Source organism: Nocardioides sp. NBC_00368 (assembly GCF_036090055.1).
Taxonomy (GTDB): Bacteria; Actinomycetota; Actinomycetes; order Propionibacteriales; family Nocardioidaceae; genus Nocardioides.
In genome coordinates this window covers 3,598,836-3,624,861 of the sequence record NZ_CP107970.1, presented here as the reverse complement: position 1 = coordinate 3,624,861, position 26,026 = coordinate 3,598,836, and the positions used below count along the sequence as shown (strand labels likewise).

Annotated in this window: 23 protein-coding genes; 6 read left to right on the top strand and 17 right to left on the bottom strand. The window is 67.8% G+C overall.

Features of this window, described 5'->3' with window-relative positions:
* The first annotated feature begins 56 nt into the window (after positions 1–56).
* Positions 57–515 (top strand): tripartite tricarboxylate transporter TctB family protein, encoded by a 459-nt coding sequence (locus OG984_RS17250; RefSeq protein ID WP_328527516.1) that lies wholly within the window; start codon positions 57–59, stop codon positions 513–515.
* An 18-nt stretch (positions 516–533) separates the two neighbouring features.
* Positions 534–2,081 carry a tripartite tricarboxylate transporter permease gene (locus OG984_RS17245; protein WP_328527515.1) on the top strand — a complete coding sequence of 516 codons (1,548 nt, stop codon included), beginning with the start codon at positions 534–536 and terminating at the stop codon, positions 2,079–2,081.
* A gap of 143 nt (positions 2,082–2,224) precedes the next feature.
* On the opposite strand, the gene OG984_RS17240 is transcribed toward OG984_RS17245, so the two are convergent.
* From OG984_RS17240 to OG984_RS17210, 7 genes are read right to left on the bottom strand one after another with little or no spacing between them, the layout of a single operon-like run.
* Positions 2,225–3,022 (bottom strand): SDR family NAD(P)-dependent oxidoreductase, encoded by a 798-nt coding sequence (locus OG984_RS17240; protein ID WP_328527514.1) that lies wholly within the window; start codon positions 3,020–3,022, stop codon positions 2,225–2,227.
* Positions 3,022–3,945: an amidohydrolase family protein gene (locus tag OG984_RS17235; protein ID WP_328527513.1), complete on the bottom strand. Its 924-nt coding sequence runs from the start codon at positions 3,943–3,945 to the stop codon at positions 3,022–3,024. The genes OG984_RS17240 and OG984_RS17235 overlap by 1 nt, the downstream gene beginning before the upstream one ends.
* Entirely contained in the window at positions 3,938–4,480 is a 543-nt protein-coding gene (locus tag OG984_RS17230; RefSeq protein ID WP_328527512.1) for a carboxymuconolactone decarboxylase family protein, read from the bottom strand. Before OG984_RS17230 ends, OG984_RS17235 begins: the two co-directional genes overlap by 8 nt.
* A 43-nt stretch (positions 4,481–4,523) precedes the next feature.
* Positions 4,524–5,393, bottom strand: coding sequence for an alpha/beta fold hydrolase (locus OG984_RS17225; protein ID WP_328527511.1), 870 nt, complete (start codon positions 5,391–5,393; stop codon positions 4,524–4,526).
* Positions 5,390–6,916, bottom strand: a complete 1,527-nt coding sequence (locus OG984_RS17220) for a tripartite tricarboxylate transporter permease (RefSeq protein ID WP_328527510.1) — start codon at positions 6,914–6,916, stop codon at positions 5,390–5,392. Before OG984_RS17220 ends, OG984_RS17225 begins: the two co-directional genes overlap by 4 nt.
* Positions 6,916–7,464: a tripartite tricarboxylate transporter TctB family protein gene (locus OG984_RS17215; protein ID WP_328527509.1), complete on the bottom strand. Its 549-nt coding sequence runs from the start codon at positions 7,462–7,464 to the stop codon at positions 6,916–6,918. Before OG984_RS17215 ends, OG984_RS17220 begins: the two co-directional genes overlap by 1 nt.
* Before the next feature lie 19 nt (positions 7,465–7,483).
* Positions 7,484–8,476 carry a Bug family tripartite tricarboxylate transporter substrate binding protein gene (locus OG984_RS17210; protein ID WP_328527508.1) on the bottom strand — a complete coding sequence of 331 codons (993 nt, stop codon included), beginning with the start codon at positions 8,474–8,476 and terminating at the stop codon, positions 7,484–7,486.
* Positions 8,477–8,768: 292 nt separating this feature from the next.
* Here OG984_RS17210 and OG984_RS17205 point away from each other — a divergent pair, with 292 nt between their 5' ends.
* Positions 8,769–9,107 carry a hypothetical protein gene (locus OG984_RS17205; RefSeq protein WP_328527507.1) on the top strand — a complete coding sequence of 113 codons (339 nt, stop codon included), beginning with the start codon at positions 8,769–8,771 and terminating at the stop codon, positions 9,105–9,107.
* 22 nt (positions 9,108–9,129) lie between these two features.
* Here OG984_RS17205 and OG984_RS17200 read toward each other — a convergent pair whose 3' ends face one another.
* From OG984_RS17200 to OG984_RS17175, 6 genes are read right to left on the bottom strand one after another with little or no spacing between them, the layout of a single operon-like run.
* Entirely contained in the window at positions 9,130–10,110 is a 981-nt protein-coding gene (locus OG984_RS17200) for a bile acid:sodium symporter family protein (protein WP_328527506.1), read from the bottom strand.
* Positions 10,107–10,964, bottom strand: coding sequence for a PaaX family transcriptional regulator (locus OG984_RS17195; RefSeq protein WP_328532369.1), 858 nt, complete (start codon positions 10,962–10,964; stop codon positions 10,107–10,109). Before OG984_RS17195 ends, OG984_RS17200 begins: the two co-directional genes overlap by 4 nt.
* Positions 10,965–10,966: 2 nt before the next feature.
* Entirely contained in the window at positions 10,967–13,372 is a 2,406-nt protein-coding gene (locus OG984_RS17190; RefSeq protein WP_328527505.1) for a bifunctional salicylyl-CoA 5-hydroxylase/oxidoreductase, read from the bottom strand.
* A 10-nt stretch (positions 13,373–13,382) separates the two neighbouring features.
* The gene (locus tag OG984_RS17185; protein WP_328527504.1) at positions 13,383–15,026 is read right to left on the bottom strand and encodes an AMP-binding protein; all 1,644 of its coding nucleotides are present in this window, start codon (positions 15,024–15,026) and stop codon (positions 13,383–13,385) included.
* Complete coding sequence (locus OG984_RS17180; protein ID WP_328527503.1) at positions 15,023–15,931, bottom strand: acyl-CoA thioesterase; 909 nt, start codon at positions 15,929–15,931, stop codon at positions 15,023–15,025. Before OG984_RS17180 ends, OG984_RS17185 begins: the two co-directional genes overlap by 4 nt.
* Entirely contained in the window at positions 15,928–16,413 is a 486-nt protein-coding gene (locus tag OG984_RS17175) for a cupin domain-containing protein (RefSeq protein WP_328527502.1), read from the bottom strand. Before OG984_RS17175 ends, OG984_RS17180 begins: the two co-directional genes overlap by 4 nt.
* A gap of 88 nt (positions 16,414–16,501) precedes the next feature.
* Here OG984_RS17175 and OG984_RS17170 point away from each other — a divergent pair, with 88 nt between their 5' ends.
* Positions 16,502–16,936: a RidA family protein gene (locus OG984_RS17170; RefSeq protein ID WP_328527501.1), complete on the top strand. Its 435-nt coding sequence runs from the start codon at positions 16,502–16,504 to the stop codon at positions 16,934–16,936.
* 329 nt (positions 16,937–17,265) lie between these two features.
* Positions 17,266–18,381 carry a lytic transglycosylase domain-containing protein gene (locus tag OG984_RS17165; protein WP_328527500.1) on the top strand — a complete coding sequence of 372 codons (1,116 nt, stop codon included), beginning with the start codon at positions 17,266–17,268 and terminating at the stop codon, positions 18,379–18,381.
* 50 nt (positions 18,382–18,431) lie between these two features.
* Here the strand turns inward: OG984_RS17165 and OG984_RS17160 are convergent, their stop codons facing one another.
* From OG984_RS17160 to OG984_RS17145, 4 genes are all read right to left on the bottom strand, one after another.
* Positions 18,432–19,760 carry a hypothetical protein gene (locus tag OG984_RS17160; protein ID WP_328527499.1) on the bottom strand — a complete coding sequence of 443 codons (1,329 nt, stop codon included), beginning with the start codon at positions 19,758–19,760 and terminating at the stop codon, positions 18,432–18,434.
* Position 19,761: 1 nt separating this feature from the next.
* Entirely contained in the window at positions 19,762–20,229 is a 468-nt protein-coding gene (locus OG984_RS17155; protein ID WP_328527498.1) for a hypothetical protein, read from the bottom strand.
* A gap of 25 nt (positions 20,230–20,254) precedes the next feature.
* On the bottom strand, positions 20,255–21,472 hold the full coding sequence (locus tag OG984_RS17150; RefSeq protein WP_328527497.1) for a copper resistance CopC family protein: 1,218 nt from the start codon (positions 21,470–21,472) through the stop codon (positions 20,255–20,257).
* A gap of 232 nt (positions 21,473–21,704) precedes the next feature.
* Positions 21,705–24,008 carry a YncE family protein gene (locus OG984_RS17145; RefSeq protein ID WP_328527496.1) on the bottom strand — a complete coding sequence of 768 codons (2,304 nt, stop codon included), beginning with the start codon at positions 24,006–24,008 and terminating at the stop codon, positions 21,705–21,707.
* A gap of 575 nt (positions 24,009–24,583) precedes the next feature.
* On the opposite strand from OG984_RS17145, the gene OG984_RS17140 reads away from it, so the two are divergent.
* The gene (locus OG984_RS17140) at positions 24,584–25,972 is read left to right on the top strand and encodes a PepSY-associated TM helix domain-containing protein (RefSeq protein WP_328527495.1); all 1,389 of its coding nucleotides are present in this window, start codon (positions 24,584–24,586) and stop codon (positions 25,970–25,972) included.
* The last annotated feature ends 54 nt before the right edge of the window (positions 25,973–26,026 follow it).

Genomic DNA, 26,026 nt, shown 5'->3' with positions numbered 1-26,026 from the left:
TTCGGCTCATGAGCTCAGTCGTGGAGAGAGGAACAGTCATGCAGACAGTTCGCCATATGGACGGTCGACGACTCGGCCGGTTGGCGCTCGGGCTGGTGAGCGCGGCGGTTGCCATCGGCTACCTCGTCAGCGCCTACAACATGCCGCAGGGAGATCTCGCCTCGCCGGGGCCCGGGATGTTCCCGATGGGAGTCGGATACCTCTGGGCACTCGCATCCGTCGTCGTCGTGCTCGAGGCCATCCTCAGCAAGCAGGACGCCGGTGGCTTGGATCTACCGCGCGGGTTCGAGCTCCGGCAGGCGCTCGTCTTCATGGGGACGTTGGTCGGCTTCATCGCGATCCTGCCGCTTCTCGGGTTCGTGATCTCGGCCTCGTTGTACGCCACTGCGTGCCTGAAGCTTCTCGGCCCCTATTCATGGATCCGCGCCGTCGCGTACGGCGTGGCCATGGGGATCGCCACGGCCTTCCTGTTCGGGGACGTCCTTGCCCTGCCGTTGCCAACCCCGGGTCTGTGACCGGACAAGGAGACTTTGATGAATCCCCTCGAAGGGTTGATGCACGGGCTGGGTCTCGCGCTGACCCCCGAACTGCTGCTGGCTGCGCTGATCGGAGCGTTGGCCGGCACCCTGATCGGCGTCCTTCCGGGGCTCGGGCCGGTCGCCGGCGCCGCGCTCATCCTCCCGCTCACATTCGCCTACGACCCCGCGGTGGGTCTGATCATGATCGCCGGTGTCTATCTCGGGGCGCAGTACGGCGGTTCGACCACCTCCGTGCTTCTCAACATCCCCGGTGATGCATCGGCGGTGGTCGCCACGTTCGACGGTCACAAGATGACGAAGGCAGGTCGTGGCGGAGCCGCACTGACGATCATGGCATTCGGCTCGTTCATCGCCGGATGTATCGGCGTCGTGATCTTGCTGCTCACCATCCCGGTGGTCTCCGGTGTGGCTCTCGAGTTCGGAGCACCGGAGTTCCTCGCGATCACCGGCGGAGGACTGCTCCTGCTCGCCCGGATCTCCGGAGGAAGCCTGGGGTCGGGGTTGTTGCCCATGGTCCTCGGTCTGGCTCTGGCGACCGTCGGAGCCGAGCAGACGCAGAGCTACAACCGATTCACGTTCGGGAACCTCGACCTGACTCTCGGCATCGCCCTGGCCCCGGTCGCTGTGGGCATCTACGGCATCTCCGAGATGCTCTACATGCTCGAGGACAAGGACAAGTCGAAGGCGCCGATCCGGGTCCGCATGAAGGAGTTGCTCCCGACGCGCCGCGAGTTGCGCAGGGCGAGCGCCCCGTGGCTCCGAGGGTCGTTGCTCGGCTTCCTCTTCGGCATCCTCCCCGGTCCTTCCGCCACCCTCTCGACCTTCGCCTCCTACAAGCTGGAGAAGTCCATATCGCGGAGGCCGGAGGAGTTCGGAAAGGGCGCCGTCGAGGGTGTCGCCGGGCCCGAAGCAGCCAACAACTCGGCAGCGATCGGCAGCATCGTGCCGGTGCTCATGCTGGGACTGCCCTTCTCGGCGACCCTTGCGCTGATGATCTCGGCCATGACGGTCCAGGGCATCGAGCCCGGCCCCCTGCTGATGACCCAGCAGCCCGACCTGTTCTGGTCGATCGTGGCCGCGGTTCTGGTCGCCAACTTCATGCTGCTGGTGCTGAACCTCCCGTTGGTCGGCATGTGGGTCCGCGTCCTCCGGACGCCCATCCACTTCCTGGTGCCGGCGATCATGCTGCTGGCGGTGATCGGCGCGTACAGCATCAACAACAACTTCATCGACGTCCGCATCATGCTTGCCATGGGTGTCGTCGGGTACGTCCTGCGGAAGCTCAACTTCAGCCTCGCCTCGTTGCTCGTGGGCCTGGTTCTCGGCCCGCTGGTCGAGAAGTACTTCGTGCAGTCCATGCTGATCAGCGGTGGCGATGTGTCGGAGGTCGTGTTCGCCTCGCCGATCGCCATCGGGACCTGGCTCCTCGTGGCTGCGGTGCTCGTCCTGAGCCCGGTCGCGGCGGCTGTCAAGCGCCGGCGGCTGAAGAACCGAGGCCTGGTTGAGCCGCCCGTCGTCCTCGAAGACGCGGACGCCCGCTAGGCGGAGACTCCGGGAAGATCCGGGATTCACGCCGGGGCCGTGCACCAAGAAGACCTCCGGGTGAGGGTGGATATCCACTCTCACCCGGAGGTCTTCGTCAGTGTCCGGCTGCCGGAGGCCTGCGCCTCGCGGCCCGGGTCCGCTCAGTCGCAGCGCGCCGTCATGCCTCCGTCGACGACGATCTCGGTGCCCGTGACGAACCTCGCCTCGTCGGAGGCGAGGAAGAGCGCGGCGTACGCGGTGTCCCGTCCGTCGCCCATGAAGGCGAGCGGGATGCGGGCCAGCCTCTGGGACAGGAGGGTGTCCACGTCACCGCCCGTGCGTTGACCAGCGAGCCTGCTCTCGACCATCGGGGTGTGCAGCTGCCCTGGCACGACGGTGTTGACGCGGACGCCGAAGGGTGCGTACTGCACCGCTGTCACCCGCGAGAACTGGATGATGGCTGCCTTCGACGCGGCGTATGCGACCTGGGGAGATCCGGTGTAACGGAGCCCTGAGGTCGAGGCGATGTTGACGATCGAGCCGCTCTGCTGATCCAGCATGTGGGGGATCGCTTCGTGGCATGCGCGATACACACTGGTGAGGTTGAGATCGAGCTGGTTGTGCCACTCGGCCTCGGAGAGCTCGGCGGCGCCGCCATGACGGGATCCTCCGACGACGTTGACGAGGACGTCGATGCGTCCTGCGGCCCGGTGCACCTCTGAGACCAGGGACGCGACCGATTCGGTGTCTCGGACGTCGCAGGTGTGGGCGGTCAGGGAGTGGCCGGCCTCCTGGATCGTGTCGACCGTGGAGGCGAGTGCGGCCTCGTCGAGGTCGGCTCCGTGGACCTGGGCACCTTCAGCCGCGAAGATCGCGGCGGTTGCGCGGCCGTTCCCCCATCCGGGGCCGGCGCTCCCCGCGCCGATGACGAGAGCCACCTTGTCCTTCAGACGTTCCATCAGTTCCTCCTCGAGTTCTGGTCGGTGCTCGTGGTTGCACTGTCGACCCTGAAGTTGAAGCAAGTAGTGGGGTTGTCGACGAGCAGCAGCTGCCGCTCCAGCTCGGTCGGGGCGATGATCGCGATGCCGTTGACGAGGTCGCTATCGACGGGCATGAAGCCGTGGGTGTTCGGGTGCGGGAAGTCACTGCCCCAGACGCACCTGTCGGGACGGTGCTCGAAGAAGGAGCGTGCGAGCGCGAGCCCGTCCGACATGGACGGAAGCTCCTCGGACACACGGTCGGCCCCGCTGAGCTTGATCCAGACGTCGTCCTCGTTCAGCAGGTCGAGGATGGTGCGGTGCTCGGCAGGGCTGCGGTCCACAGGCATGGGAAAGCGGCCCATGTGGTCGAGCACGATCCGCAACGGCAGCTCGGGGTAGTAGTCGGCGAAGTCGAGGATGCCGGAGCCCATCGTGTGCACCTCGAGGTGCCAGCCGTGTGGGCTGATCAGGTCGCACAGGCGTGCCAGCGCATCCGGTGAGGGAGGTGCGCCCAGGTGAGGGGCGAAGTGCACGCGGACTCCGCAGAACCCGGCAGCGTCCAGGGTCTCGACCTGACGGGCATCGGCGTCGTCGCCGAGCAGCGCGACACCCCGGTAGCGGTCGGGATATCGCGTCAGGGCATCGAGGACCGCGGCGTGGTCCTGTCCGTGGGCAGCCGTCTGCACCAACACTGCTCGTGCGAAGCCCATGGTGTCGTGCATGTCCTGGAGCAGCTCGAGCGGCGCGTCCTCAGGCGTGAACGGACGGCCCGCCGCGTAGGGGAATTGTCGGTGCGGGCCGAAGATGTGCACATGTGAGTCGCATGCACCCGCGGGCAGATCGATGTCCGGAGCTGCGAAGTCGCGGTGCGGGCCGGGAGTGGTGGGGGTGAGGTCATGCATGACGGCCGACCTCCATCGTCGCCGCTTCGCGGTCCTCGGTTCGCACGTCGAGCGCGACGAGGAAGCGGCTGACCATGTTGTAGACCGCGGTTGTCGCCGTGATCTCGACGATCTCGCTCTCCGTGTGGTGGCCGCGTAGGGCGTCGACGACATGCTCGGGAACCTCGACGTCGAGCGTCATGGCGTCGACGTAGGCGATCACAGCGTCAAAGGCCTCGTGACCTGTCATCGCGACGTCCTGGGCCAAGCAGTCGATCACGTCCTGCGGCAGACCCTCGCGGACGGCTACTGGCAGGTGTGAATCCCACTCGTAGGGAGCGCGGTTGAGCCTGCCGACGCGCAGGATGATGAGCTCTCGTACGTCTCCGCCGATGGTGAAGTTGCTTCGAACCCCACCCAGCAGGCGATCCCACCCCAGAGCCAGCGACTCGTTGTGGGACAGCAGCAGGTCGAGCGGCGTCAGCACACCTCCTCTGCGGGCCGCGATCTGCTCGGCGGTGTCGGCCGTGGGTTCGGCATAGGAAACTCGGGGCAAGGTGTGTTCCTTATCTGGTGGTGCTGGGTTACCTGACTGCTGGCTAGCGGTCGGCGTTGGTGAAGACGGTGTCCGCGAAAGATGCGATCGCCTCGCTCACAGCGCGTGGCTGCTCGGGGAGCAGGGCGTGCCCGGCGTCGCGGATGAGACCGACGCTCACGCGCTCTCCGAGCAGTGGTTTGAAGAGGTTCGGAATCACCACGGCATCGAACTCGGCCTGAAGATCGAGGATGGGTACGCCGCCGGCATCGAAGTAGTCGTCGACAGCCGTGTTCTCCCGAGCTTGGGCCTGCACCTCGTGCGTCGGCCAGGACCAGCCGTCGAGCCACACCATCGGGTCGTGGCCCGGAGCGAAGAAGGCGGCTTCGAGGCAACGGATCCGGGTCTCGACTGGCAGAGCCGGGTTGCCGGACCCATCGATCTCCGCCCGCAACCTGGAGAAGGGTGCCTCTACCGCGCCTGGAGGCATCTTGCCGGCCGAAGCGGCAGCGAGAACGAGGCCGGCGACGAGGTCCGGGCGTTCGGTCGCCAGCATGCGCGCCGGTTGGCTCCCGAACGCGTGTCCGACGACCACGGCAGGTTGGTCCAGCAGAGCGTCCATGACGATCGCCACGTCGTTCGCCAGATCCTTCATCGACACCTCAGTCATCGGGCCGGCGCTTCGGCCGATGCCTCGGGGCTGTGGTGTGAGGACACGAAAGCCTTCGGCCGCGAGGTACGTCGCGATCTCGGCGAAGTCGGCGGCGCCACGGCCGAGAGACGGGAGAAGCACGATGGGGCGGCCCTGGCCCAGGCTGCCGCACTCGATGGTGACGGCGCCGCGCGTGTGGGTGCTCCACCGGACGCCCCTCGCGGACGTTTCCGAGCCGCGCTCACTGGTCTCGTTCTGAGCGGCTGGTTGGCGCTGGATCATCGGTCAGTCCTGTCTGTGATGGTGAGGAGACGCTTGCGGCGTGCGGACATAGCCGCGAAGCAGGCGCCGGCAACGATGAGGAGCAGCACCGCGTAGATCGAGCCGCTCACAGGCGTGAAAAGGCCGACGATCGAGCCCTCGCTGATAGCGAGGGTGCGGCGCAGCTCCGTCTCGGCGAGCGGGCCGAGGATGACGCCGATGATGAACGGGGCCAACGGCACTCCCGTCTCACGCATCAGCAGCGCGACGAGGCCGATCACGACCATGGTCCCCACGTCCCACGTCGAAGAACCGAGTGCGTAGACACCGAATGCCGCGAAGACCGAGATGCCTGCGTACAGGTAGGGCCGTGGAATCAGGAGCAGCTTGGCCCACAGGGACGCGAAGGGAAGGTTGATGAGAAGCAGTACGGCCAGGCCGATGAACAGGCTCGCGATCAGCGTCCACACCAGGTTCGGGGCTCGGTCGAAGAGGAGTGGTCCGGGTTGCAGGCCGTACTGCTGGAAGGCGGCGAGCATGACGGCCGCCGTCGCCGACACGGGCAGGCCTAGCGTGAGGAGTGCGCCCATGGCGGTACCTGTCGTCGCGTTCGAGGCTGCCTCCGGTGCCGCGACACCGCGGATGGCTCCGCTGCCGAACTCCGGATCGGGCAGCTTGCTGTCGAGTCGCTTCTCCAACCCGTAGGCGAGGAAGGTGGGCACCTCCGCCCCGCCGACCGGGATCACACCGAACGGAAGACCGAAGCCAGTGCCTCGCAACCAGGCCGGCACCGCCTTCTTGAACTCGGCGCGCGTGAGCCAGGCGCGTCCCTTTCCGGTCGCAATCGCACGGGCCTTGTCCCCGCCGGTCAGACATACGTGGAAGACCTCTCCGAGGGCGAGCAGGGCGACCGTCACCAGGACGACACCGACACCATCGAGAAGTTGAGGATGCCCGGCGGTGAAGCGCGTCGCGCCGGACATCACGTCCATGCCCACCAGGGCGATGGAGAGCCCGAGGGTCAGGGAGACGAGCCCCTTGAGCATCGAGTCGGACACGACCGCGGCGATCGCGACGAATGCGGTGAGAGCAAGTGCCAAGTACTCGGGTGGGCCGAACGTGGATGCCAGCTCAGCCATGAGGGGCGCGCCGAAGGCGACGATCGTGGTCGCCACCACCCCTCCGAGGAAGGCTCCGATCGCAGCCGTGGCCAATGCCTGCGGGGCCCGGCCGTTCAGCGCCATCCGGTGACCCTCGATCGAGGTCGCGATCGCCGACGACTGGCCTGGTGTGTTGGTCAGGATCCCGCTGGTTGAGTCGCCGAACATGCCGCCGTAGTAGATGCCCGCGAACATGATGAAGGCAGCGGTGGGGTCGAGGGTGAAGGTGAGGGGGAGGAGGAGCGCCACGGCCATCGATGAACCGAGGCCAGGCAGGACGCCGACGGCGGTACCGAGCAGCGCGCCGAGGGTGACCCACATGAGATTCATGGGGGAGAGAGCGGTCTCGAAACCGCCGAGCAGCGAGGTGACCGATTCGAGCATCAGAACCACCCCATGATGCCGACGGGGAGATAGAGACCCAGCCCTGCGGAGAAGACGAGCTGAACGGTCGAGGACACGATCAGCGCCACTGCGAGGTCGAAGACCGGCCTGCGACTGCCCAAGCTGGTGGCAAGACCCCAGAAGAGAAGCGCTCCAGAGATCAACCAGCCGAACAGATCGAGAACAAGGACGAAGGCGGCGAAGGTTCCGACAGCCAAGGCCAGCCCACTCCAGCGACGTGCGGTCGGCTTGGCCGCTGACTGAGCAGGTGGGTCTCCGGCAGAGCGCAGGTGTCGCCAGCCTTGGAAGCCAAGAGCCAGCGCGACGGCGTAGCCCAGTCCGATCACGATCGTCGGAAAGAAGAGCGGTCCTGGTGGGGTGGAGGTCTCCGGGATCCGCATCGTCAGCGCGCCCACCAAGAGGTAGGTGCTCACCACCGCAGCGAGAGCAGACAAGGCGAAGAAGCCGACGGGACTCGAAGTGGAGTCGGCGATCTCCGTTATGTCGGTCGAGTCGAGTGGCGGAGTCTTTGCTTCAGGTGTAGCCATGGTCACGTCCTAATCTGTGTCAGTCGGAGATGCCGGACTCGACGATGACGTCGCGAACGCGGCGCGACTCACTGTCGAGGAGGGTGGCGAAGTCGTCTGCGGGTCGGTAGGAGTCGGTCCACCGGTTGCGCTCGCGCGCCTCGGCCCACTCGGAGGTGGCGACGGTCTCGGCGATGATGTCGCCGAGCTCGTCCTTCGCCTCGTCGGAGATTCCGGGAGCTGCCACGACTCCTTGCCAGTTGGGGACGTAGAGGTCTAGGCCCTGCTCGGTGAAGGTCTGAACGTCGATGCCCGGTTGATGCTTTGGTGCCGTGAGAGCCAGGGCCTTGAGCTTCCCGGCTTCCACCTGGTCCTCGAACTCGGCGTACCCGCCGATCGCCGCGTCGACGCTGTGGGACAGCAAGGCAGGCAGCACCTCGCCGCCGCCGGCGTAGGGGATGTAGTTCACCGATGCTGGATCGATGCCCACCTCTTCGGCGAGGGTGTGCGCGATGAGGGAGTCGGTCCCGCCGAGGGCGCCACCGCCGATGGCGGTGCCGCCGGGGTTCTTCTTCCATGCCGAGATCAGGTCGTCCAAGGTCTGGAAGGGCGAGTCGCCGGGGACGAACACCGCTTGGTAGTCCTGCACCAGCTGGGCGATGGGGGTGGTGTCGGCGACCGCCTCAGGCGAGTCGTTGACCACGACGCCGCCGAGCATCACGGTGCCCGTCATCATGATGATGTCTTCCCTGCCGTCCATCTGGACAAGCTGGCTCAGCCCCAGCGTCCCGGCACCGCCGGGGAGGTTGATGACCTGTGGGTTGGCGACGATCCCGTTCTCCTTCATCGCTCGCTGGAGCTCGCGGGCGTTGGTGTCCCACGTCCCGCCAGGAGCCGAAGGCACCAGGATCGTGAGGCTGTTGCGGGTGCCCGATCCGTCGCGATTGCCATGAGCGTCGATGGCCGCGGCGGTGAAGGTCACCGCGGTGATAGCTGCGAGCAGGGCTCGGGGCAGAACTCGACTCCGTGTCACGTCCACTCCTCTGTTGTACGCATTGCGTACTTATGTACGCATCGTGGAAAGTGAACGCCATCACGCCGCCGTGTGTCAAGCGCCACTTCCTCGGCTGGTGGTGGGCGTTGCTGTCGGCGGGCGCGAAGAGGAGCGGTGATCCGGTGTGAAATCGGTCACTTGATCGATATTCGGGCCGGATCTCTTGACGCGCACGGGATGACTCAGCAACCATTGAGTCAATGGATGTTGAGCGACAAGCCGAACTGGGACGTCGAACCGCGTTGCGTCCCTACGCGTGAGGAGCAGCCCCATGGACACCGAGGTCACCCGCACCACCGCTCACCCCGGCGAGGAGTTCCGCGGCAGCTATGACGCTGCCGCGATCGAGCAGATCCTGCACGCTTCCCTCGATGAGCAGGCGAAGAGCTCGGCCGCTGATACCGACGAACCGTCGCTGGCCGAGCAGTTCGCCGGCATCGTCTACTTCTCGGAGATGGCCGCCGGCACCCAAAGGGATCCACGTCCGGCCTACGGCCGCGCCAACCGTGCTGCAAGGAACGGGACCGACACCGCGCGCTCTGCACGCGGACGTCGAGCCCCGGTTCCGCCGTGGCGGCTTCCCGCCGTCACGCGGAACGCCAAGAGCTGAGAAAATCTAGAGCCGGGCCCGCTCAGGGTGTGATCGCGGCACCTGATGCGTCGTGGCGTGAGGTGATGTCCTCGCCCTCGATGGGGCGGCGGGACCAGTAGCTCGCCAGGGTCGAGCCGGACACGTTGTGCCAGACCGAGAAGATCGCCGCAGGCAGTGCGGCCGCGGGCGAGAAGTGGACGGTCGCGAGGGCGGCGGCGAGGCCGGAGTTCTGCATGCCGACCTCGATGCTGATGGCGCGGCGGCTCGAGACCGGCATGCCGCACAGGCGCCCGACGGCGTACCCGAGGGTCAGGCCGGCGACGTTGTGCAGCACCACGGCGGCGAAGACCAGGAGCCCGACGGAGAGCAGGGTGGACGCGCTGCCGGCCACGACCGCCAGCACGACACCGGTGATGCCGGCGACGGAGATCAGCGGGAGCAGGTCGACGACCCGCTCGACGAGACGCGGAAACACCAGCCGGAGGACAAGCCCGAGCAGCACCGGTACGAGCACGATCTTCACGATCGAGAGGAACAGCTCGCTCGCGGAGACCGGGAGGTCCTCACCGATCAGCAGCAGCACGAGCAGCGGAGTCAGCACCGGGGCGAGCAGCGTCGACACCGACGTCATCGCCACGGAGAGCGCCGTGTCGCCGCGGGCGAGGAACACCATGACGTTGGAGGCGGTGCCGCCGGGCGCGCAGCCCACCAGGATCATGCCGGCGGTGAGCACAGCGGAGAGGCCGAGCAGGTGCGCGATGCTCCAGCCGAGCAGCGGCATCAGGGTGAACTGCGCGGCGACGCCGAGCAGGAGTGCCCAGGGCCGCCGACCGATGATCACGAAGTCGCCGGGTCGCAGCGTCATGCCCATCCCGAGCATGATGATCTGCAGAAGCAGGGGCACCTGGGCCGCCCACCCGTCGAAGGTGCTGGGAGTGGCCAGTGCGATGGCACCTGCGATGAGGACGATCAAGGCGAACCAGCGCCCCACGAAAGCGCTGATCCTTCTGACTGTGTTCATGCTCTTCCTTCCCGGACGGTGAGCGGCCAGTGGGCGCTCGCATGCGCGAGCGCCGGCTTCTCGAGCACGTCCACCAAGCGTTCGAACAGGGCGGTCGCGGCGGGCGCGCTCCAGTCAGGGGCGAGCACCTCGTGGGGCAGACCCGGATCGCGGAAGGGCAGCTTGCGCCAGCGCCCGACGATGCCGAGGTACGCCACGAAGGCCTCCTGCCCCGATGGCGCGGCGCTCTCGATCCGCTCGGAGAGATCGCCGTGGGCCGTGATGAAGTCGCGGTAGCTCTGGTCGATCGCCGCCAGGTCCCAGCTGTTGTAGAGCAGCTCGGTGAGGTCCTGGGTGCCCTGGTAGCCACCGACGAAGATCGCCGCGTAGGACGCCAGCCCGAGCTCGGTCACCGCTCGCTCGGCCGCCTCGCGCATCCGTGCCGGCGCGATCCAGAGCGCGGTGCCGACGTTGCCGAAGCCGAGGTGCGAGAGGTGGGCACGCAGCTGGTGGCGCTTGGCGCGCAGCGACTCCGGTACGCCGAAGTGCACGATGCACCAGCCGTCGGCCAGGTTCGCGGGCTCGCGCGCGTGCCAGATCACCTCGTCGCCGGCGGCGAGCGTGGTCAGCGCCGTCGGGGTGAGGGAGTATCCGCGGGTGCCGTCGCGGGTCTCCGAGGCGAGCCAGCCGTTGCGTTTGAGGCGGTGGACCGCGGTGCGTACGGAGGGGGCGTCCAGGCCGGCCTGGGTGAGCAGGTCGACAGCGCCGGCGATCGGCATCCAGTCCCCGAGCGGGCGGACGACAGCACCGAGGAAGGTCACCATGGTGGTGCGCGATCGTCGGTTCTGCTGTGTTGCCGGTGCAGCCTCCGTCATGGTCACCTGCGGCATTCTGCCGGATTCTTTGCCGGCCTCCCGGGCGTCCACCTCAGGTGGACATCGTCGGTCTCGCCGGCCCGGAGCAGCTGCAGGCGCGGCGGGATCTTGTCGCTGCGCGACGTCGGTGGCTTGCGCCGGCCGGCCGCCCACGGCACCGGCCAGTCCGCTGCCGCACCCTGGTAATCCTGCTCGGCGGCGGCGTGCAGCGTCCAGCTGGGGTCGAACAGGTGCGTGCGGCCGAGAGCGCAGAGGTCGGCACGGCCCGCGAGCAGGATCGAGTTGACGTCGTCGTAGGACGAGATGGCACCCACCGCGATCACGATGGCCCCGGCCGGTTCGGCGACACGGTGGCGGATCTTGTCGGCGAACGGGGTCTGGTAGGAGCGGCCGAAGGCCGGCTTCTCGTCCTTGCTGACCTGGCCGGAGGAGACGTCGATGGCGGCCGCGCCGTGCTCGACGAACGCGCGGGCGATCTCCACCGCATCCTCGTCGGTGTTGCCGTCGGGCATCCAGTCGGTCGCGGAGATCCGGACCGTCACCGGGATGTGGGCCGGCACCGTCGTACGGACCGCGTCGAAGACCTCCAAGGGGAACCGGAGGCGGTTGACGAGCGGCCCGCCGTACTCGTCGTCGCGGTGGTTGGCGAGAGGCGAGAGGAACGAACTGAGCAGGTAGCCGTGCGCTGCGTGGATCTCGATCAGGTCGAAGCCGGCCTCGACCGCGCGCCGGGCGGCGGCGACGAAGTCTGCGACCACCGTGTCCAGGTCGGATCGCGTCGCCTCGCGCGGGACGTGGCAGCCGTCGCCGTAGGGGAGCGGGGAGGGCCCGATCACCTCCCAGTTGCCATCCTCGAGCGGCTCGTCCATCCCCTCCCACATCAGCTTCGTCGAGCCCTTGCGGCCCGAGTGGCCCAGCTGCATGCCGATCTTGGCGGTGGAGTGGCGGTGCACGAAGTCGGTGACCCGCCGCCAGTGGGTGCCCTGGTCGTCGGTCCAGATGCCCGGGCAGCCGGGCGTGATCCGGCCCTCGGGGGAGACGCAGGTCATCTCGGTCATCACCAGGCCGGCTCCACCGAGCGCCTTCGAGCCGAGGTGGACCAGGTGGAACTCGTCGGGGACGCCATCCACAGCCGAGTACATGTCCATCGGCGAGAGCATGATCCGGTTCTTCAGCTCCAGCTCGCCGATCCGGACCGGCTGGAACATCGCCGGCGCAACGGTGGGCGCGCCCTGGTGGCGGGCGAACTCCGCCTCCATCCGGCGCGCGAACTCGGCGTCGCGCTCCTTCAGGTTCTCGAAGGTGATCCGGCGGGAACGGGTCAGCAGGTTGAAGACGAACTTCGCGGGGTCCTGGTCGGCGTACATGTCGATGTTCTCGAACCACTCCAGCGAGGCCTGGGCCGCGCGCTGGGTCGACTCGACCACCGGCTTCCGCTCGGTCTGGTACGCCTCGAGCGCCTCGTCGAGGGAGGCGTGCTCGTGCAAGCAGGCGGCGAGCGCGAGCGCGTCCTCCATGGCCAGCTTGGTGCCCGAGCCGATCGAGAAGTGGGCGGTGTGGGCGGCATCGCCGAGGAGCACCACATTGCCGTCGAACCAGTGCTCGTTGCGTACGGTCTGGAAGCTGATCCACCGCGAGTTGTTGGTCAGGATCGTGTGGCCGCGGAGCTCGTCGGCGAAGATCTCGGCGATCCGCTCGACGGCGTACGCATCGGAGGCGCCCGGCGTGAGGACCTGGTCCTCGGTGCGGTCCAGGCCGGCGCGGCGCCAGACCTCCTCGCGCATCTCCACGATGAACGTCGAGCCGCGGTCGGAGAACGGGTAGCCGTGGATCTGCATCGTGCCCCACTCCGTCTGTTTGACGAAGAACTGGAAGGCCTCGAAGACCAGGTCGGTGCCGAACCAGATGTACTTGTTCCGCCGCCGGTCCAGGCTGGGGCCGAACCGGTCGGCGTACTTGGTCCGGACGGCCGAGTTGACGCCGTCCGCGGCCAGCACCAGGTCGTACGAGGCCCGCAGCTCATCGGGGTCGGGGGCTGCGGTGCGGAAGTGGACGGTCACGCCCAGCTCGGCGACCCGCTCCTGCAGGATCTGGAGCAGGTCCTTGCGCGACATCGCCGCGAACCCCTGCCCACCGACGGTGAAGGAGTGGCGCGCGCCCTGCCGGTCGGTGAGGCCGACGTCGATGTCGGTCCAGCGGGCGAACAGCTCCTCCATCCGGTCATGCACGACCTGGTCGGCGCCCTCGATGCTGCCGAGGGTCTCGTCGGAGAAGACCACGCCGAAGCCGAAGGTGTCGTCGGGGGCGTTGCGCTCCCAGACCGTGATCTCGTGGCTCGGGTCGAGGGTCTTCATCAGGGTGGCGAAGTAGAGCCCGCCGGGCCCGCCGCCGACGATCGCGATTCTCATGTTCCAGCCCTCATGTCCCGGTCTCCGAGGCGATGATCTGGCGCAGCTTGAAGTGCTGCAGCTTCCCGCTGGTGTTGCGTGGCAGGGACGTGACGAACCGGACGTGGCGCGGGTACTTGTAGGGAGCGAGCCGCCCCTTGACGTACTGCTGGATCTCCTCGGCCTTGGCGGCATCGCCGTCGACGCCCTCGCGGAGCACCACGAAGGCGCACACGATCGCACCACGGTCCGCGTCGGGTCCGCCGACGACGCCGGCCTCCACCACGTCGGGGTGGGTGCCCAGGGCCTCCTCGACCTCGGGTCCGGCGATGTTGTAGCCGGAGGAGACGATCATGTTGTCGGTGCGGGAGCGGTACCAGTAGTAGCCGTCCTCGTCGCGGACGAAGGTGTCGCCGGTGACGTTCCAGCCGTCGACGACGTAGCCGCGCTGGCGCTCGTCGTCGAGGTAGCGGCAGCCGACCGGGCCGATCACCGCAAGGCGTCCTTCGACCCCGGGGCCGACCTCGTTGCCCCCGGCGTCGAGGACGGTGGCTCGGTAGCCGGGCACCGGCTTGCCGGTGGCACCGGGGCGGATCTCGTCGCCGGCGGCGGAGATGAAGATGTGCAGCATCTCGGTGGCGCCGATGCCGTCGATGACCCGGAGCCCGAGCTCGCGCTCGAGGTCCTCCCAGGTCACCTGGGGCATGTGCTCGCCCGCGGTGACCGCGACGCGCAGTCCGGAGAGCTGCCCGATCTTTCCGGACTTGAGGATCTGCTTGTACGCCGTCGGGGCGGTCGCGAGCGCGGTGACACCGTGCTCGGCGATGAGGTCGGCGAGCTGAACGGGTGAGGCGGCCTCGGTGAGCAGCGCGCAGGCCCCCGCCCGAAGGGTGAAGACGACCAGCATGCCGAGGCCGAAGGTGAACGCGAACGGTGCCGTGCACGCGACCACGTCGGTGGGTTCCAGTCGCAGGGTCGCCCGCCCGAAGGTGTTGTCGATGGAGAGGATGTCGCGGTGGAAGTGGGTGGTGATCTTCGGGACGCCGGTGGTGCCCGAGGTCGGCCCGAACAGCGCGACGTCGTCGGCCGCGGTGTCGACGGCGGTGAAATCACCGGGCTTGGTCAGGATGCGGCGGGTCAGGTCATCCTCGGCCGCGCCGCCGTAGGTCACGACGGTCAGGTCGGGTGCGACGGTGTCCCGGACCGCGTGGACGTCGTCGATGAACCGGTGGTCGACGAGCGCGACCGCGGGCCGGGTCTTCGCGACGATCGGCCCGAGCTCGGTCGCCCGGAGCGCCGCCATCGTGGTCACCACGATCCCGCCGGCCTTGAGCACGCCGAGCCAGGCGGCCACCGTCCACGGGTTGTTCGGGGAGCGCAGCAGCACCCGGTTGCCGCTGACCAGACTGAGGTCGTCGACCAGCACGTGGGCGATCTGGTTCGCGCGGGTGAGCAGCTCGCCGTAGGTCCAGACCGTGCCGTCCGGGGTGCGCAGGGCAGGGCGTTCAGGTCCGTGGGTCGCGATGGTCGCGTCGATCAGCTCGGTGGCCGCGTTGAGGCGCTCGGGGTAGTCCAGGAGCGGGGTGGTGAACTCGAGCGTCGGCCACTGCTCGGCCGGCGGGAGGTGGTCGCGGGCGAAGGTGTCCTGGTAGCCGCTCGGGCTCAGCTCGGTCATGACGCGGCCCCTGCCGCGCGGATCATGCCCTCCTGGACGACGGTCGCGACGTGCACGCCGTCGGTGGTGAAGAACCGGCCGATCCCGGTGCCACGGCCGTCCTCGAGCGAGACGGCGTCCTGGGCGTAGAGCAGCCAGTCGTCCATCGCGACGGGGCGGTGGAACCACATCGCATGGTCGAGGCTCGCGGTCACCAGGCCCTCGTCGGCCCAGGCCAGACCGAGCACCCGCAGGGCGGGCTCGAGGATCGTGTAGTCACAGACGTAGGCGAGGGCCGCGGCGTCGCGCTGCTCGTCGGTCAGCCCTTCGACCGGGCGGAGGGCGTCGTACGGCTTCACCCAGATGGCCTGGTGCGGCGACCGTTCGCCCTCGACGGTCAGATAGACCGGCCCCGGGACGTGTCGCATGTCGAAGCTGCGCCCGCCGGACCAGTACGCCTTGGAAGTCTCGGTCATCGTGCCGCCGGTGCGGTCGGCGAGGTAGGCCGCGGAGGTCGGCACGGTCTCCGGACCGGGTACGTCGGCCGGCATCGTGACCTGGAAGCTGCCGCTCGGCTCGCCGGCGGCGAAGCTCGCCAGGCACACGTAGACCGGCTTCCCGTTCTGGAAGCCGCGAACCTGGCGGGTGCTGTAGCCGCGGCCGTCGCGCAGCACCTCGACCTCGTAGCGGACCTCCGCGCCGATGTCGACGGGGCGCATGAAGTAGGAGTGCATCGAGTGCATCGCCTTCCCGTCGGTCACCGACCGGGAGGCGGCGACCAGCGCCTGGGCGACCATGTCGCCGCCGTACGCCTTCGGCCACGGGCACGGCTGGGTGGTCGCGGTGAAGGCGAGGTCGAAGACTTCCGCCGTGCACTCCTTGAGGGTGACGGCGTCGGTGAATGTCTCAGAGGTGGCGGCGGTCATGGACGGTCCGCCCAGTCGCGGAGGTCGGCGTCGTCGACCTGGGGCAGGTTGACCACGATGTTCTCGGGCGTGCGCGTGGTCATCCAGGTCAGCGGATGGTTGCGGTCGAGGTTGCACTCGACGTGCGGCATGAACGGCGGCACGAACACCCAGTCGCCCTCGGACATGTCGATGTAGTCCTCGAACCTCTCGCCGAAGTAGATCCGGGCCCGGCCCGACAGCACGTAGCCGCCGGTCTCGGCCTCGCCGTGGTGATGGGGGACGGAGCGGTAGCCGGCGAGGTTGTGCACCTTGCCGAACCACAGCTTCGTCGCGGGCGTGTGCTGGATGCTCACGCCGCTGATCCGGGTCGCGCCCTCGCTCTGCCCGGTCAGGTCGGGCTCGAAGCCGGCGCGGGTCACGACCGGGACGACGAGACCGTTCTCGGAGGCGTACGCGGTGTTGTCGCCCTCGAGCACGAAGTTGGCGGGATTGGGGTCCATGGGGGTGTCCTGTCTGTGCGCTTCAGGATGTGTTTCATTTTCTGCACGAACGTTGTAGAGATGTCAATAGATGCCCTACCGTCGAACCATGAACACGGACCTCACGCCCGTACCGGTCAACCCCGCGGCACTGCCTGCGCCGAGCGGCTACTCGCACGGCACGCTCAGCGGAAACACGCTCCACCTCGGCGGCCAGACCGCGCTGGACGAGAACATGCGGATCGTTCCCGGAGGGATCGTCGAGCAATTTCGACAGGCGTTCGGCAACGTACTGACCACGCTGCGGGAGGCGGGCGGCATCCCCGAGGACCTGGTGTCGATCACCATCTTCCTGACCGACATCCCCGACTACCAGGCGCACGGCAAGGAGATCGGTGCCGTCTGGCGCGAGCTGGCCGGGCCGGTCTACCCGGCGATGGCCGGGATCGGGACGACCGCGCTGTGGCAGCCCGAGGCGATGATCGAGATCCTCGGCGTCGCCGTCATCCCCGACGAACGGATCGTGCGTCCGGACATGCAGTGAGGTTGTGAGACCTAGGAGTCCTGCATGTTTACGCCGCCGTGGTTGTAGGTGCGACCGGGCTCGCCGAGGATTGACGGGCAAGAGGTCAGGCGCCTCCCGTTGCCCCGCTCGTGTCAGAGCCACCGACGGATGTGGCCCCTTCGTAGGACCCACTTCTCTCGTCGGGCGCAACGGTGCGACCCTCGCCACCAGCACCAACAACTGGAGACCCTACGGGGGGTGCCATGTCTGCCACGGATAGTGCCGAGACGCCGACGTCGAGCACGAAGCGGCGCGTTGTCGCACACGTCGACCTGATTGTCCTGTCGTTCGTATGGACCGCGCACCTGATGAGTCCATACGCGGTCGCCAGCGCAAACGGGCTGGGCGCCGCGCCATCCAGCCGCATCTCGGTGCCGGTGGAGGCGCCGCAGGCACCGGCGAGCTACTCCCAACCCGCGGTCGTCGGGGCCGACGTGCCGCAGAAGCGTGGTGTGCAGGTTGCATCGGCCGCTCCAGCAGGTGGCATCCCGAGACCTGCGCTTGCCGCGTACCAGCGCGCTGAGACCGTCATCAACGCTGCCGACGCGGCGTGCAACATCGACTGGCAGCTGCTCGGGGCCGTGGGCCACGTGGAGTCGGACCACGGCCGCTTCGGCGGCAACACACTGGGCGCCGACGGCGTTTCCCGTCCAGGCATCTATGGCGTCCCTCTTGACGGTACGAACGACACCCAGGCGATCGAGGACACCGACGCCGGGCAGTACGACCGAGACAAGATCTGGGATCGTGCTGTCGGTCCGATGCAGTTCATTCCCGGCACCTGGTCGGCCGTCGGCGTCGACGCCGACGGCGACGGCCAGAGGAACCCGCAGAACATCAATGACGCCGTGCTCGCGGCAGCGGTGTACCTGTGCTCGGGGTCCGATGACCTCGGTAGCGAGGCCGGCCGCTACGAAGCGCTCCTCCGCTACAACCGGTCGCGGTCCTACGCCGACCAGGTGCTGCGGACACGAGTGGCGTACCTGAAGGGTGACTACGCCGCCGTTCCCGACCACATCGGGCCGGCGACCTCCATGTCGGGCTCCTATCAACGGGCTGACGCTGCTGCGACCGGCGAGAACGGGGCGCCGAACACAGGGCGGTTCCCGCGGGGTGACGACGGCGCCACGGTTCGCCCGGGCTCCGCTCCGAACCAGGATCGTGGTGGTCAGGGAGGCACGGAAGACGAGCCTGAGACCCCACCCGAGTCACCTGCTCCGGAGCCGTCTTCGCCGCCCGAGCAGGGGCAGGACGAGGGCGAGGGGATTCTCGAGAAGGTCACCGAGCCACTTCCAGCCCCTGTCGGCGAACCTGTCGATCAGGTCTTGACGCTGACCCAGGCGATCACCCGGTGCACGGCGAGCGGTGTGAGTCGGCTCGACCTGGTGGCCTGGAACCGGTGCATCGACGACCTGGTCCGCTGAGCCCTGACGCGGACGGCGCCCGCCGGCGCGGTGAGCTGTCGGCGGACGTGTCAGGCTCCGAACAGCAGGTAGAGGCCCATGTAGGTGTAGAGCACCATCGCGACGAGTAGCGGCAGCTGGCCGGCGACCTGATGGCGCCGGGGGAGGATCTCCAGGGCGCGGTCGTGAGCGGCGATGACGCCCAGGACGTGCCCGGTCACGATGGCGACCACCTTGGTGGTGGCCAGGAAGGCCGCATGCTGGGAGAACCAGTAGTTGACCTCCCAGTCCCCGGTCCCAAACAGATTTGCCCCGGTTCCGACGGGATCGCTGATCTGGATCAGAGTCTGTGAGCCGACCTGTACGAAGAAGCTCAGGTAGTGCGCCACCATGTAGCCGACGACGATCGGGACGATGGAGTGAGCGAGCTGACGCGGGAGCTGCCGGCGATCGACGCTCTCATCGGCCCCCGTTGCCATCGACGCCGCCACGAAGACGACTCCGACGACGGTGACCGCCGTCAGGAGCCCGGCCGTTCCCAACACGGTCTGATCGATGCCACTGGACTGGACGAACCGGATCCAGGTCACGCTCTCGCGCCAGCTGTCGTACGCGGTGCTTGCGAGGAGGACGGCGACCGTGGCCACCAGTCCTGCTTCGCCCGGCACACGGGCGATGTGCCGCAGCGGACTGATCCAGACGAGGTCGCCTTCGTCGTTGCGTGCCCATGGTGAGAGGTGGGCCAGGAGGGTGGAGTAGACCTCGAAAGGGTCGGCCCGCTCGAGCCATCGTTCGCCGAAGACCGCGCCGCCGAGCAACATCGCCGCCAGGTAGCACGCGAACCACGCGCGAACCGAGCCCAGGTAGGTCGCTTGGGGTGAGACGAGCTCGAGCCAGACGAAGGCGAACAGACCGATTGCTGCGGGCCAGTACCCCAGGCGGGCCGGATATCGGCGAATGCCTTCGCCAGGTGGTCGTCCCGCGACCTTCGCGAGGATCAGGTGAAGGGTGCGGGCCGGGCTGACGGCACGGTAGAAGCGGCCGAACAGCAGCGAAGCCGGGACGATACCGACCCAGAGCCAGACGTAGACCACGCCGAAGGTGGGGTTGTTCAGCTGGTCCGGCCCGAACAGCGCGGGCCAGAGCATGAAGCAGAAGAACGTCATCCCGAGTGTGCGGAGGCTCATCGTCCAGCCGCGACTGTCCAGGAACGCTGCGAGGCCCAGTGGGACAGCTCGTTCGCCGCCGGCCGTCGCGAACCGAGGTGTACGCCACGCCACGAGCAGAACGAGGAAGGACAGCGCGAGGGCGGCGGTGCCGCCCGCGATCGCAAAGGGGGCCGGAATGGGCAGGTCGGCGCCCCCGCCCAGGCCATGCATGGGCAGGATCAGCGGGAACAAGTCAGCGCACCTCGATGAGGGCGACGACGGCGGTGGTGTCGTGGTCCTCGACCTCGACGGTGCCAGGCGTGTTCACGACGATCTCGCTGTTCGTGGTCCCCGCGGCGAACTCGATGAGCTGCTCAGCGGCCGAGTGGACGTGCAGCTCGCCGGCTCGATCGGAGTCGATCTCCACGAGAAGCCTCTCTCCGGTGTCGAGATCGATCTCCTCAGCATTGGGCGACACCTCGTCTCCGTCGATCGTGACCGTGAGCATCGGGCCGCGACCGGTTGACGCGGTCGTGGGGCTGACCGGAGTTGCTGGCGATGTGGTGACCGACGGGGTCGCGGAGGACGTTGTGTCGGTCGACTCGGCCGATGGGGCGGTGTCATGGTGGGCGCTTCCGCACGCGGCGAGCGCGAGGACGAGCGTGAACGTTGCCGCGATGGTGGTGCTGAATCGCCCGAGAGGGCGGTGGTGCGTAGGCATGGGTACCTCTCGTGTGAGCCGCTTCCTAACCGGGGAGGGCCGAACCGGGGAGCGCTGCGAGCGCCACGACGGTGGCCGAGGCCGACACCGCGGCTACGTCCTGCAGCCGCCGGCGAGCGGGCTTGTCCCGCCGACCGTTGCCTTTCTCGGGATCGGGTCTGCGCCGCCGCTCCCGGATCAGAAGTGCCACCTCCGTGCCGAAGATCACCACCGCCAGCGCGCCGTACGCGATCAGACGCCAGCCGTCGGCCGCTGTCGTCGCGAGCAGCATCGCCGCACCGGCCACCGGCATGATCCGGGCAAGCAGCCGCTTGGCGGGCGTCGCCTGTCCACCGGCTCGACGCAGGGTCGTCCACTGCATCACCGCGGCGCCGACGACGACCGCAGCCGCGAGTAGGAGCGCGGTGCCCGCAGTCACGGTGAGCGGCCCCGGTCCCTCCGGTGCGTTCGGGCGGGCGAAGACCCAGGTGGCCGCCAACGCCGAGGCGGCGCCGAGCACCGTGGCCGCAGTCGTCCAGCGCTCGACCGAGGTCCGGGCGGGCGCGCTCCGCAGGAGCTGCCAGAAGCCGAGTGTGACCGGCACCAGGATGAGCAGCCTGGCCATGAGAGCCGCCCCGATGTCCGACTTGACCGTCCCGGCGAGGAGCGCCGGATCGAACGCGTCACCGAGCGAGGTCCGGGCGGCGTAACCGCCGAACGAGAGCAGGGACACGAGCGTCGCCAGCACGATGGTCACCCAGGTGTACCGAAGCAGACGGCGCGTTCCCGAGCGGCGGGCGCCGTCGGGCCAGGCGACCCCGAGCACGAACACGGTCCCGACACCGAGCACCAGGGCGGCTGTCGCGAGGGCTCCCGCGACTGTGTAGACCGTGACGACGACCGGGTCGCGGTCGACGACGAGCCCTGGGACCGCGGTGAGCCTCGCCGCGGAGAACACCGAGAATGTCGACGACCCGACCATCGGTTCGAGGGCACTGGACGGCACCGACCAGACGACCGAGTAAATCCCCTCGTAGCGGGTCTTCGGCATCGGCACGGCAATGGTGTCGTCGGCACCCGGCGGGTTGTACGGCCGGGTCGACACGATGCGTTCGCCTGCGGGATCCGTCATCTGGACCGTCGCGAGCTCCGCGGGGACCGGCCGGTCGAACGTGATCCGGACCTCGTCGGGGGACCTGACCGTCTCGCCGTCCTTCGGGCTCAACGAGACCAGCACCGGGTCACCGGTTGGCGACGGCAACACCGTGAGCAACACTCCCCAGCAGACCGCAACCAACACAATTAGCCCGATCACGCGCCGACGGAGCCCGGGGCGCGGCGGGGTCGTGACAGCCTGTGGGCGAATCTTCTGCGCCGTCATCGGCCAGCCTCCTGCATGAGTCGGAACCTGGACGAAGTGCCAGGCCCCGGGTGGAGACGGTCCGGGGCTGGGCTGCGCTGCACAGCCCCGGACCGTCGGTGGTGTCAGATGGTGATCAGCAGGCCGACTTGTCGATCGGGTTGATCTGCTCGCAGGTCAGACCCTTTCGCCAGGCCGCCGGGATCTCCTGTGACCAGCCGTTGTAGACCAGCGGGAGGGCCAGGACGCCCTGTCCGCCCACACCGGGGTGGGCGACGAGCTCGTCGTCCATCTTGGTGTCCGACGTCGGGCCCAGCGGCAGCTGGCCGGCGATGGCGGCATCCGAGATGTCGCCATCGTTGTTCGGGTCGACATCGATGACCTGCATGGCGTTGGAGAACTTGTTGGAGACGTAGGCGTAGTAGCCGCCACCCTCCTTGGCGCCGAAGTTGGCGCCGTGGCAACCGGCGTTGCACGGCAGATCCTTGATCAACTTGTGTGTCTTCGGGTCGATCACGTTGACCGTCTGGGACAGGGTGTTCACCGCCAGCAGCGCCTTACCGTCCGGGCTCACCGGGAGCTGGATGGTCAGTCCGCCCCACGACTTGCCCTTCTCAGGACCGGTCTGTGGGTCGTAGTTCTCCCACAGGTCGATCGTGGAGTTCTTGGCCACACCGCCGTCGGGGGTCGCACACGCGTCCTCCTTCAGCGACACGCACGAGACGCTCATGCCCAGGAAGTTGGACAGGTACGCCTTCTTCGAGTCCGGCGTCATAGACGTGGCGATCGGGAACGCCCCGACCGGCTCGTGCCTGACGGTCCCCGAGTCCAGGTCGGCGATGACGGCCTCCTCGGTCATCGTGTTCGGCGCGACGACCGTCTTGCCGTCATGGCTGGTCCAGTGCGCGTGCGGGTGCGGGGTCATGCCGCTGTCCGGGTCGGCGTGGATGCGCTTGACGACCTTCGTGGCGCCTGGTGCCGCCTCGACGATGTCCGTCCCGGCGTTGATGCCGATCGTGAGGTTGTCGTTGCCCGGACGGGTCATGACGTGCGCCGGGTTGGGCCCGACCTCGAGGCTCCGCACGAACTTGCCGGTCTCCCGGTCGAACACGTCGGTCTCGTTGTCGAACCACTCGTTCCCGTACACGTACTTGTAGTTCTTGTCCGACCACATGTTGTGGACGTTGTTCATGTTGATCTCGGGGGCCGCGATCTTCCGATCGATCGTCCAGTTCTCCACGTCGATCTTCGTGATGGAGCCGTGCTTCTCCTTCCCTGCGTAGTCCTCCATCTGAGTGGCCATCCAGACCTCACCCACGCCAGGGGTGGTCGGCTTCTTCAGCGCCGGCAGCTTCCTCGGGTAGTCGAACTTCTGGTCGTAGTACGCGTCCAGGTTCGGGATCAGCACCGGCTTGCCGTCTGCGTCGTACTGCAAGATCGGGGCGGGCGGCTGGACCGGGTTCCAGGACACCTCCTTGGTGCTGCTGAACTGCTGCCAGTTGTTCGGGTTGGTGATGGTGAAGAAGGCGTTCACCAGCCGCTGGATGATGTCGGCGTTCGACGGAACGGCCTCGGGCTTGCCGTTGACCACCAGCTTCTCGCCGAAGTCGAGACCCAACGTGAGCGGGTCGTCGACCACGACCGCGCCGAGCATGTACGGCGCGACCGAGTCGGTGAAGGCGTACAGCCCCGGCTCGGTGAGCTGGATCGTCTTCTCGCCGAAGAAGGCGCCCTTGGCATCCATGTACGGGAACTCGTCCGCCCCCTCCGGGGCGATCAGCCCGATCGGGTTGCGGATTCCCTGCGACTTGGCCGGGTCCACGTTGAACGTGACGGTGACCGGAGGCCCTTCGACCGCGAACTCCTGGAGGGAGTCCAGGACACCCGCCAGGTCCACGCCGACCGGCAGCGAGGCCAGGTCGACCGGCTCGTCCGCCGGCATGTCGGCGACGGTCGCCTCGAGCTGGCCGATCAGCTTCTCGGCCTCGGCGGCCTTGGAAGCCGCCTCCGGCGAGGACTTCCCGATGCCCTTCACGGTGGCCAGGGTCGTGTCGAGGGCCAGCGGATCGGTCGGGGCCCCCGCCCCGCCGGTGGCGCCGAGCCCGCCGAGGAGGTTCTCCACCAACGACCCGTCAGCCGGCAGCACCGGGCCACCGACAGAGGGCAGGCCGCCGGCAGGTACGCCGACCCGGGGGAGCACGCCGACCGCGAGGGACTTGCTGCCGAAGAGGTTGAGACCGGCGTCGAACCATCCTCCGTTCTCATCGGTCAGGTCGAAGGTGATGGGGAGCGGGCCCACCCCGATCGGCTGCTGGCCCACCGCCGGCATCGTGGTCAGGCTCGCCGCTGTGATCGCCGAGGCCGCCGCCACGGCCACTGCACCGAGCCGTCGTCGTCGCTTCTTGGGCCCCAAGAAGCCTTGGGGAGCTAATTCAGACATAGAGAATGCATCTCCTTTTCGCGCATTGATTTGGGCTCCAAGGTGAAGATTTGGGGATTCCGAGGAGTGCGATCCACTAAATCCTGTGCGCATTAAGGCCCCAGAACCCTGGGCGAAATCTAATCGTTAATGGGACCTCACAGCCTCACGAGCGGCATTAGAACCGGAAAGTGATGAGGCGAAAATCGGGCCTGTTGTTCTCGATGATACCCCGGGTGGTTTCGCTTCGATAATACCCCCGGGTGCTTATTTGGGACAGCTAATGCTGGGCTGGAACGAGCTGTCCGAAAAGGGAGTATTGGATGCCGGCGAGCTCTTTTTACTGTCGCGTTACGTTACAGCGACGAAGCAGACATACCTGGTCGGCCTACTGGCTATCTGACCCCGAATAGCGCTTCTGTGAAGCCCTGAAACATCCAAAACAAGCCTCTGAAACATCCACAACCAATGGGGTGGAGGGAGGTGAAAAGTAAAGAAGGAGAGGCCATGCCCAGTCTTACCTACGTTCACCAGGACGGCGCCGGAAGGAAGATCCGGGTGGTCGGCGCCGGCGCGGCGTGCAAGCGGGAGCTGGCATGACCACGATCCCCGCCGAACCCTCACCGCCTCGGGCTGGTGTCGGCACGCCCGATCGAAAGCGTTCCGGCGCCCTGCTGTGGTTGCTCGCTCGACGTGTGCACTTCACGGCGGGCCTTCTGGTCGCGCCGTTCCTCGCGGTGTTGGCGTTGACCGGCCTGGCCTATGCCTTCAGCCCCCAGATCAACGATGTGCTGTACGGCGACAAACTGTATGTCGAGGCGCAGACCGGAAGCCCGCGACCGCTGTCGGAGCAGGTCGAGGCCGCCCTCGCCGTCCATCCTGACGCGTACGTCACGTCGGTCGTTCCGGCGGACGAACCCGACCGAACCACCGAGGTGGTGCTCGGGGGCATCGAAGGCCTGAACGAGACCGGGAGCGACTTCTCCTCGGAGTCGCTGACCGTGTACGTCGATCCGTACACCGGTGGCGTCAACGGGGAACTGGTCACCGTGGACAACCGGCCACCGGCGCAGGTGTGGCTGCGCGAGTTCCACGGCAACCTGCACCTGGGTGACGTCGGTCGGCTCTACTCCGAGTTCGTTGCCAGCTGGCTGCCCTTCATCGTGCTCGGTGGCCTGGTGCTGTGGCTCGGCAGACGCGCCCGTGGCCGATCGCTGCGGACCGTGCTGGTGCCGTCCTTCACCGCGAGGGGACGTGGACGCGATCGGTCCTGGCACGGGGTCCTGGGTCTCTGGCTGGCGGTCGGACTGCTCGGCATCAGCATCACCGGCCTGACCTGGTCGAACTACGCCGGTGGCCGCGTCGACGCCGCGATCACGGCCCTCAACGGCAAGACCCCCTGGCTCTCCATGCCGGAGGTGACGCCCGCGGACGGTGCCGAGCCGATCGGTTTCGACCGTGCTGTCGAGGTGGCCAGGTCGGAAGGTCTGCAGGGTGAGCTCACGCTCGTCCCGCCGCACACCGCCGAAGAGCCCTTCGTCGTCAAGGAGTCCTCCGACGGGCTGCCGATCCGCAAGACCTCCGTCGTCATCGATCCCTACACCGAGCAGGTCACTGCCCGCCTGGGCTGGGAGGACTACCCGCTGATGGCCAAGCTCACCAGCATCGGTATCGCTGCCCACGGCGGCACCCTGTTCGGGCTGGCCAACCAGCTTGCGCTGGCCCTGCTGGCCGTGGGGTCGCTCGTGCTCCTGGGCCTGGGGTATCGGATGTGGTGGCAGCGTCGCCCCAGTCGGTCCGGGCGTACCCTCCCGGCGCCGGTGTGGCGCACCCTGTCGGTGCCGATGCTGGTCCTGGTGATTCTCGCGGCCGGTGCTCTGGGCTGGGCGATGCCGGTCTTCGGCGTCACCCTCGTCGCCTTCGTCGTCCTCGACGGCACCGTGGGTGCGCTGAGGCGGCGCCGTGCCCGCGTGGGCGCTGCGTGAGGCGCCAGCGAAGCCGTCAAAGCCTCGGCGGCGTGTCACCCTGCCCTTGACAAG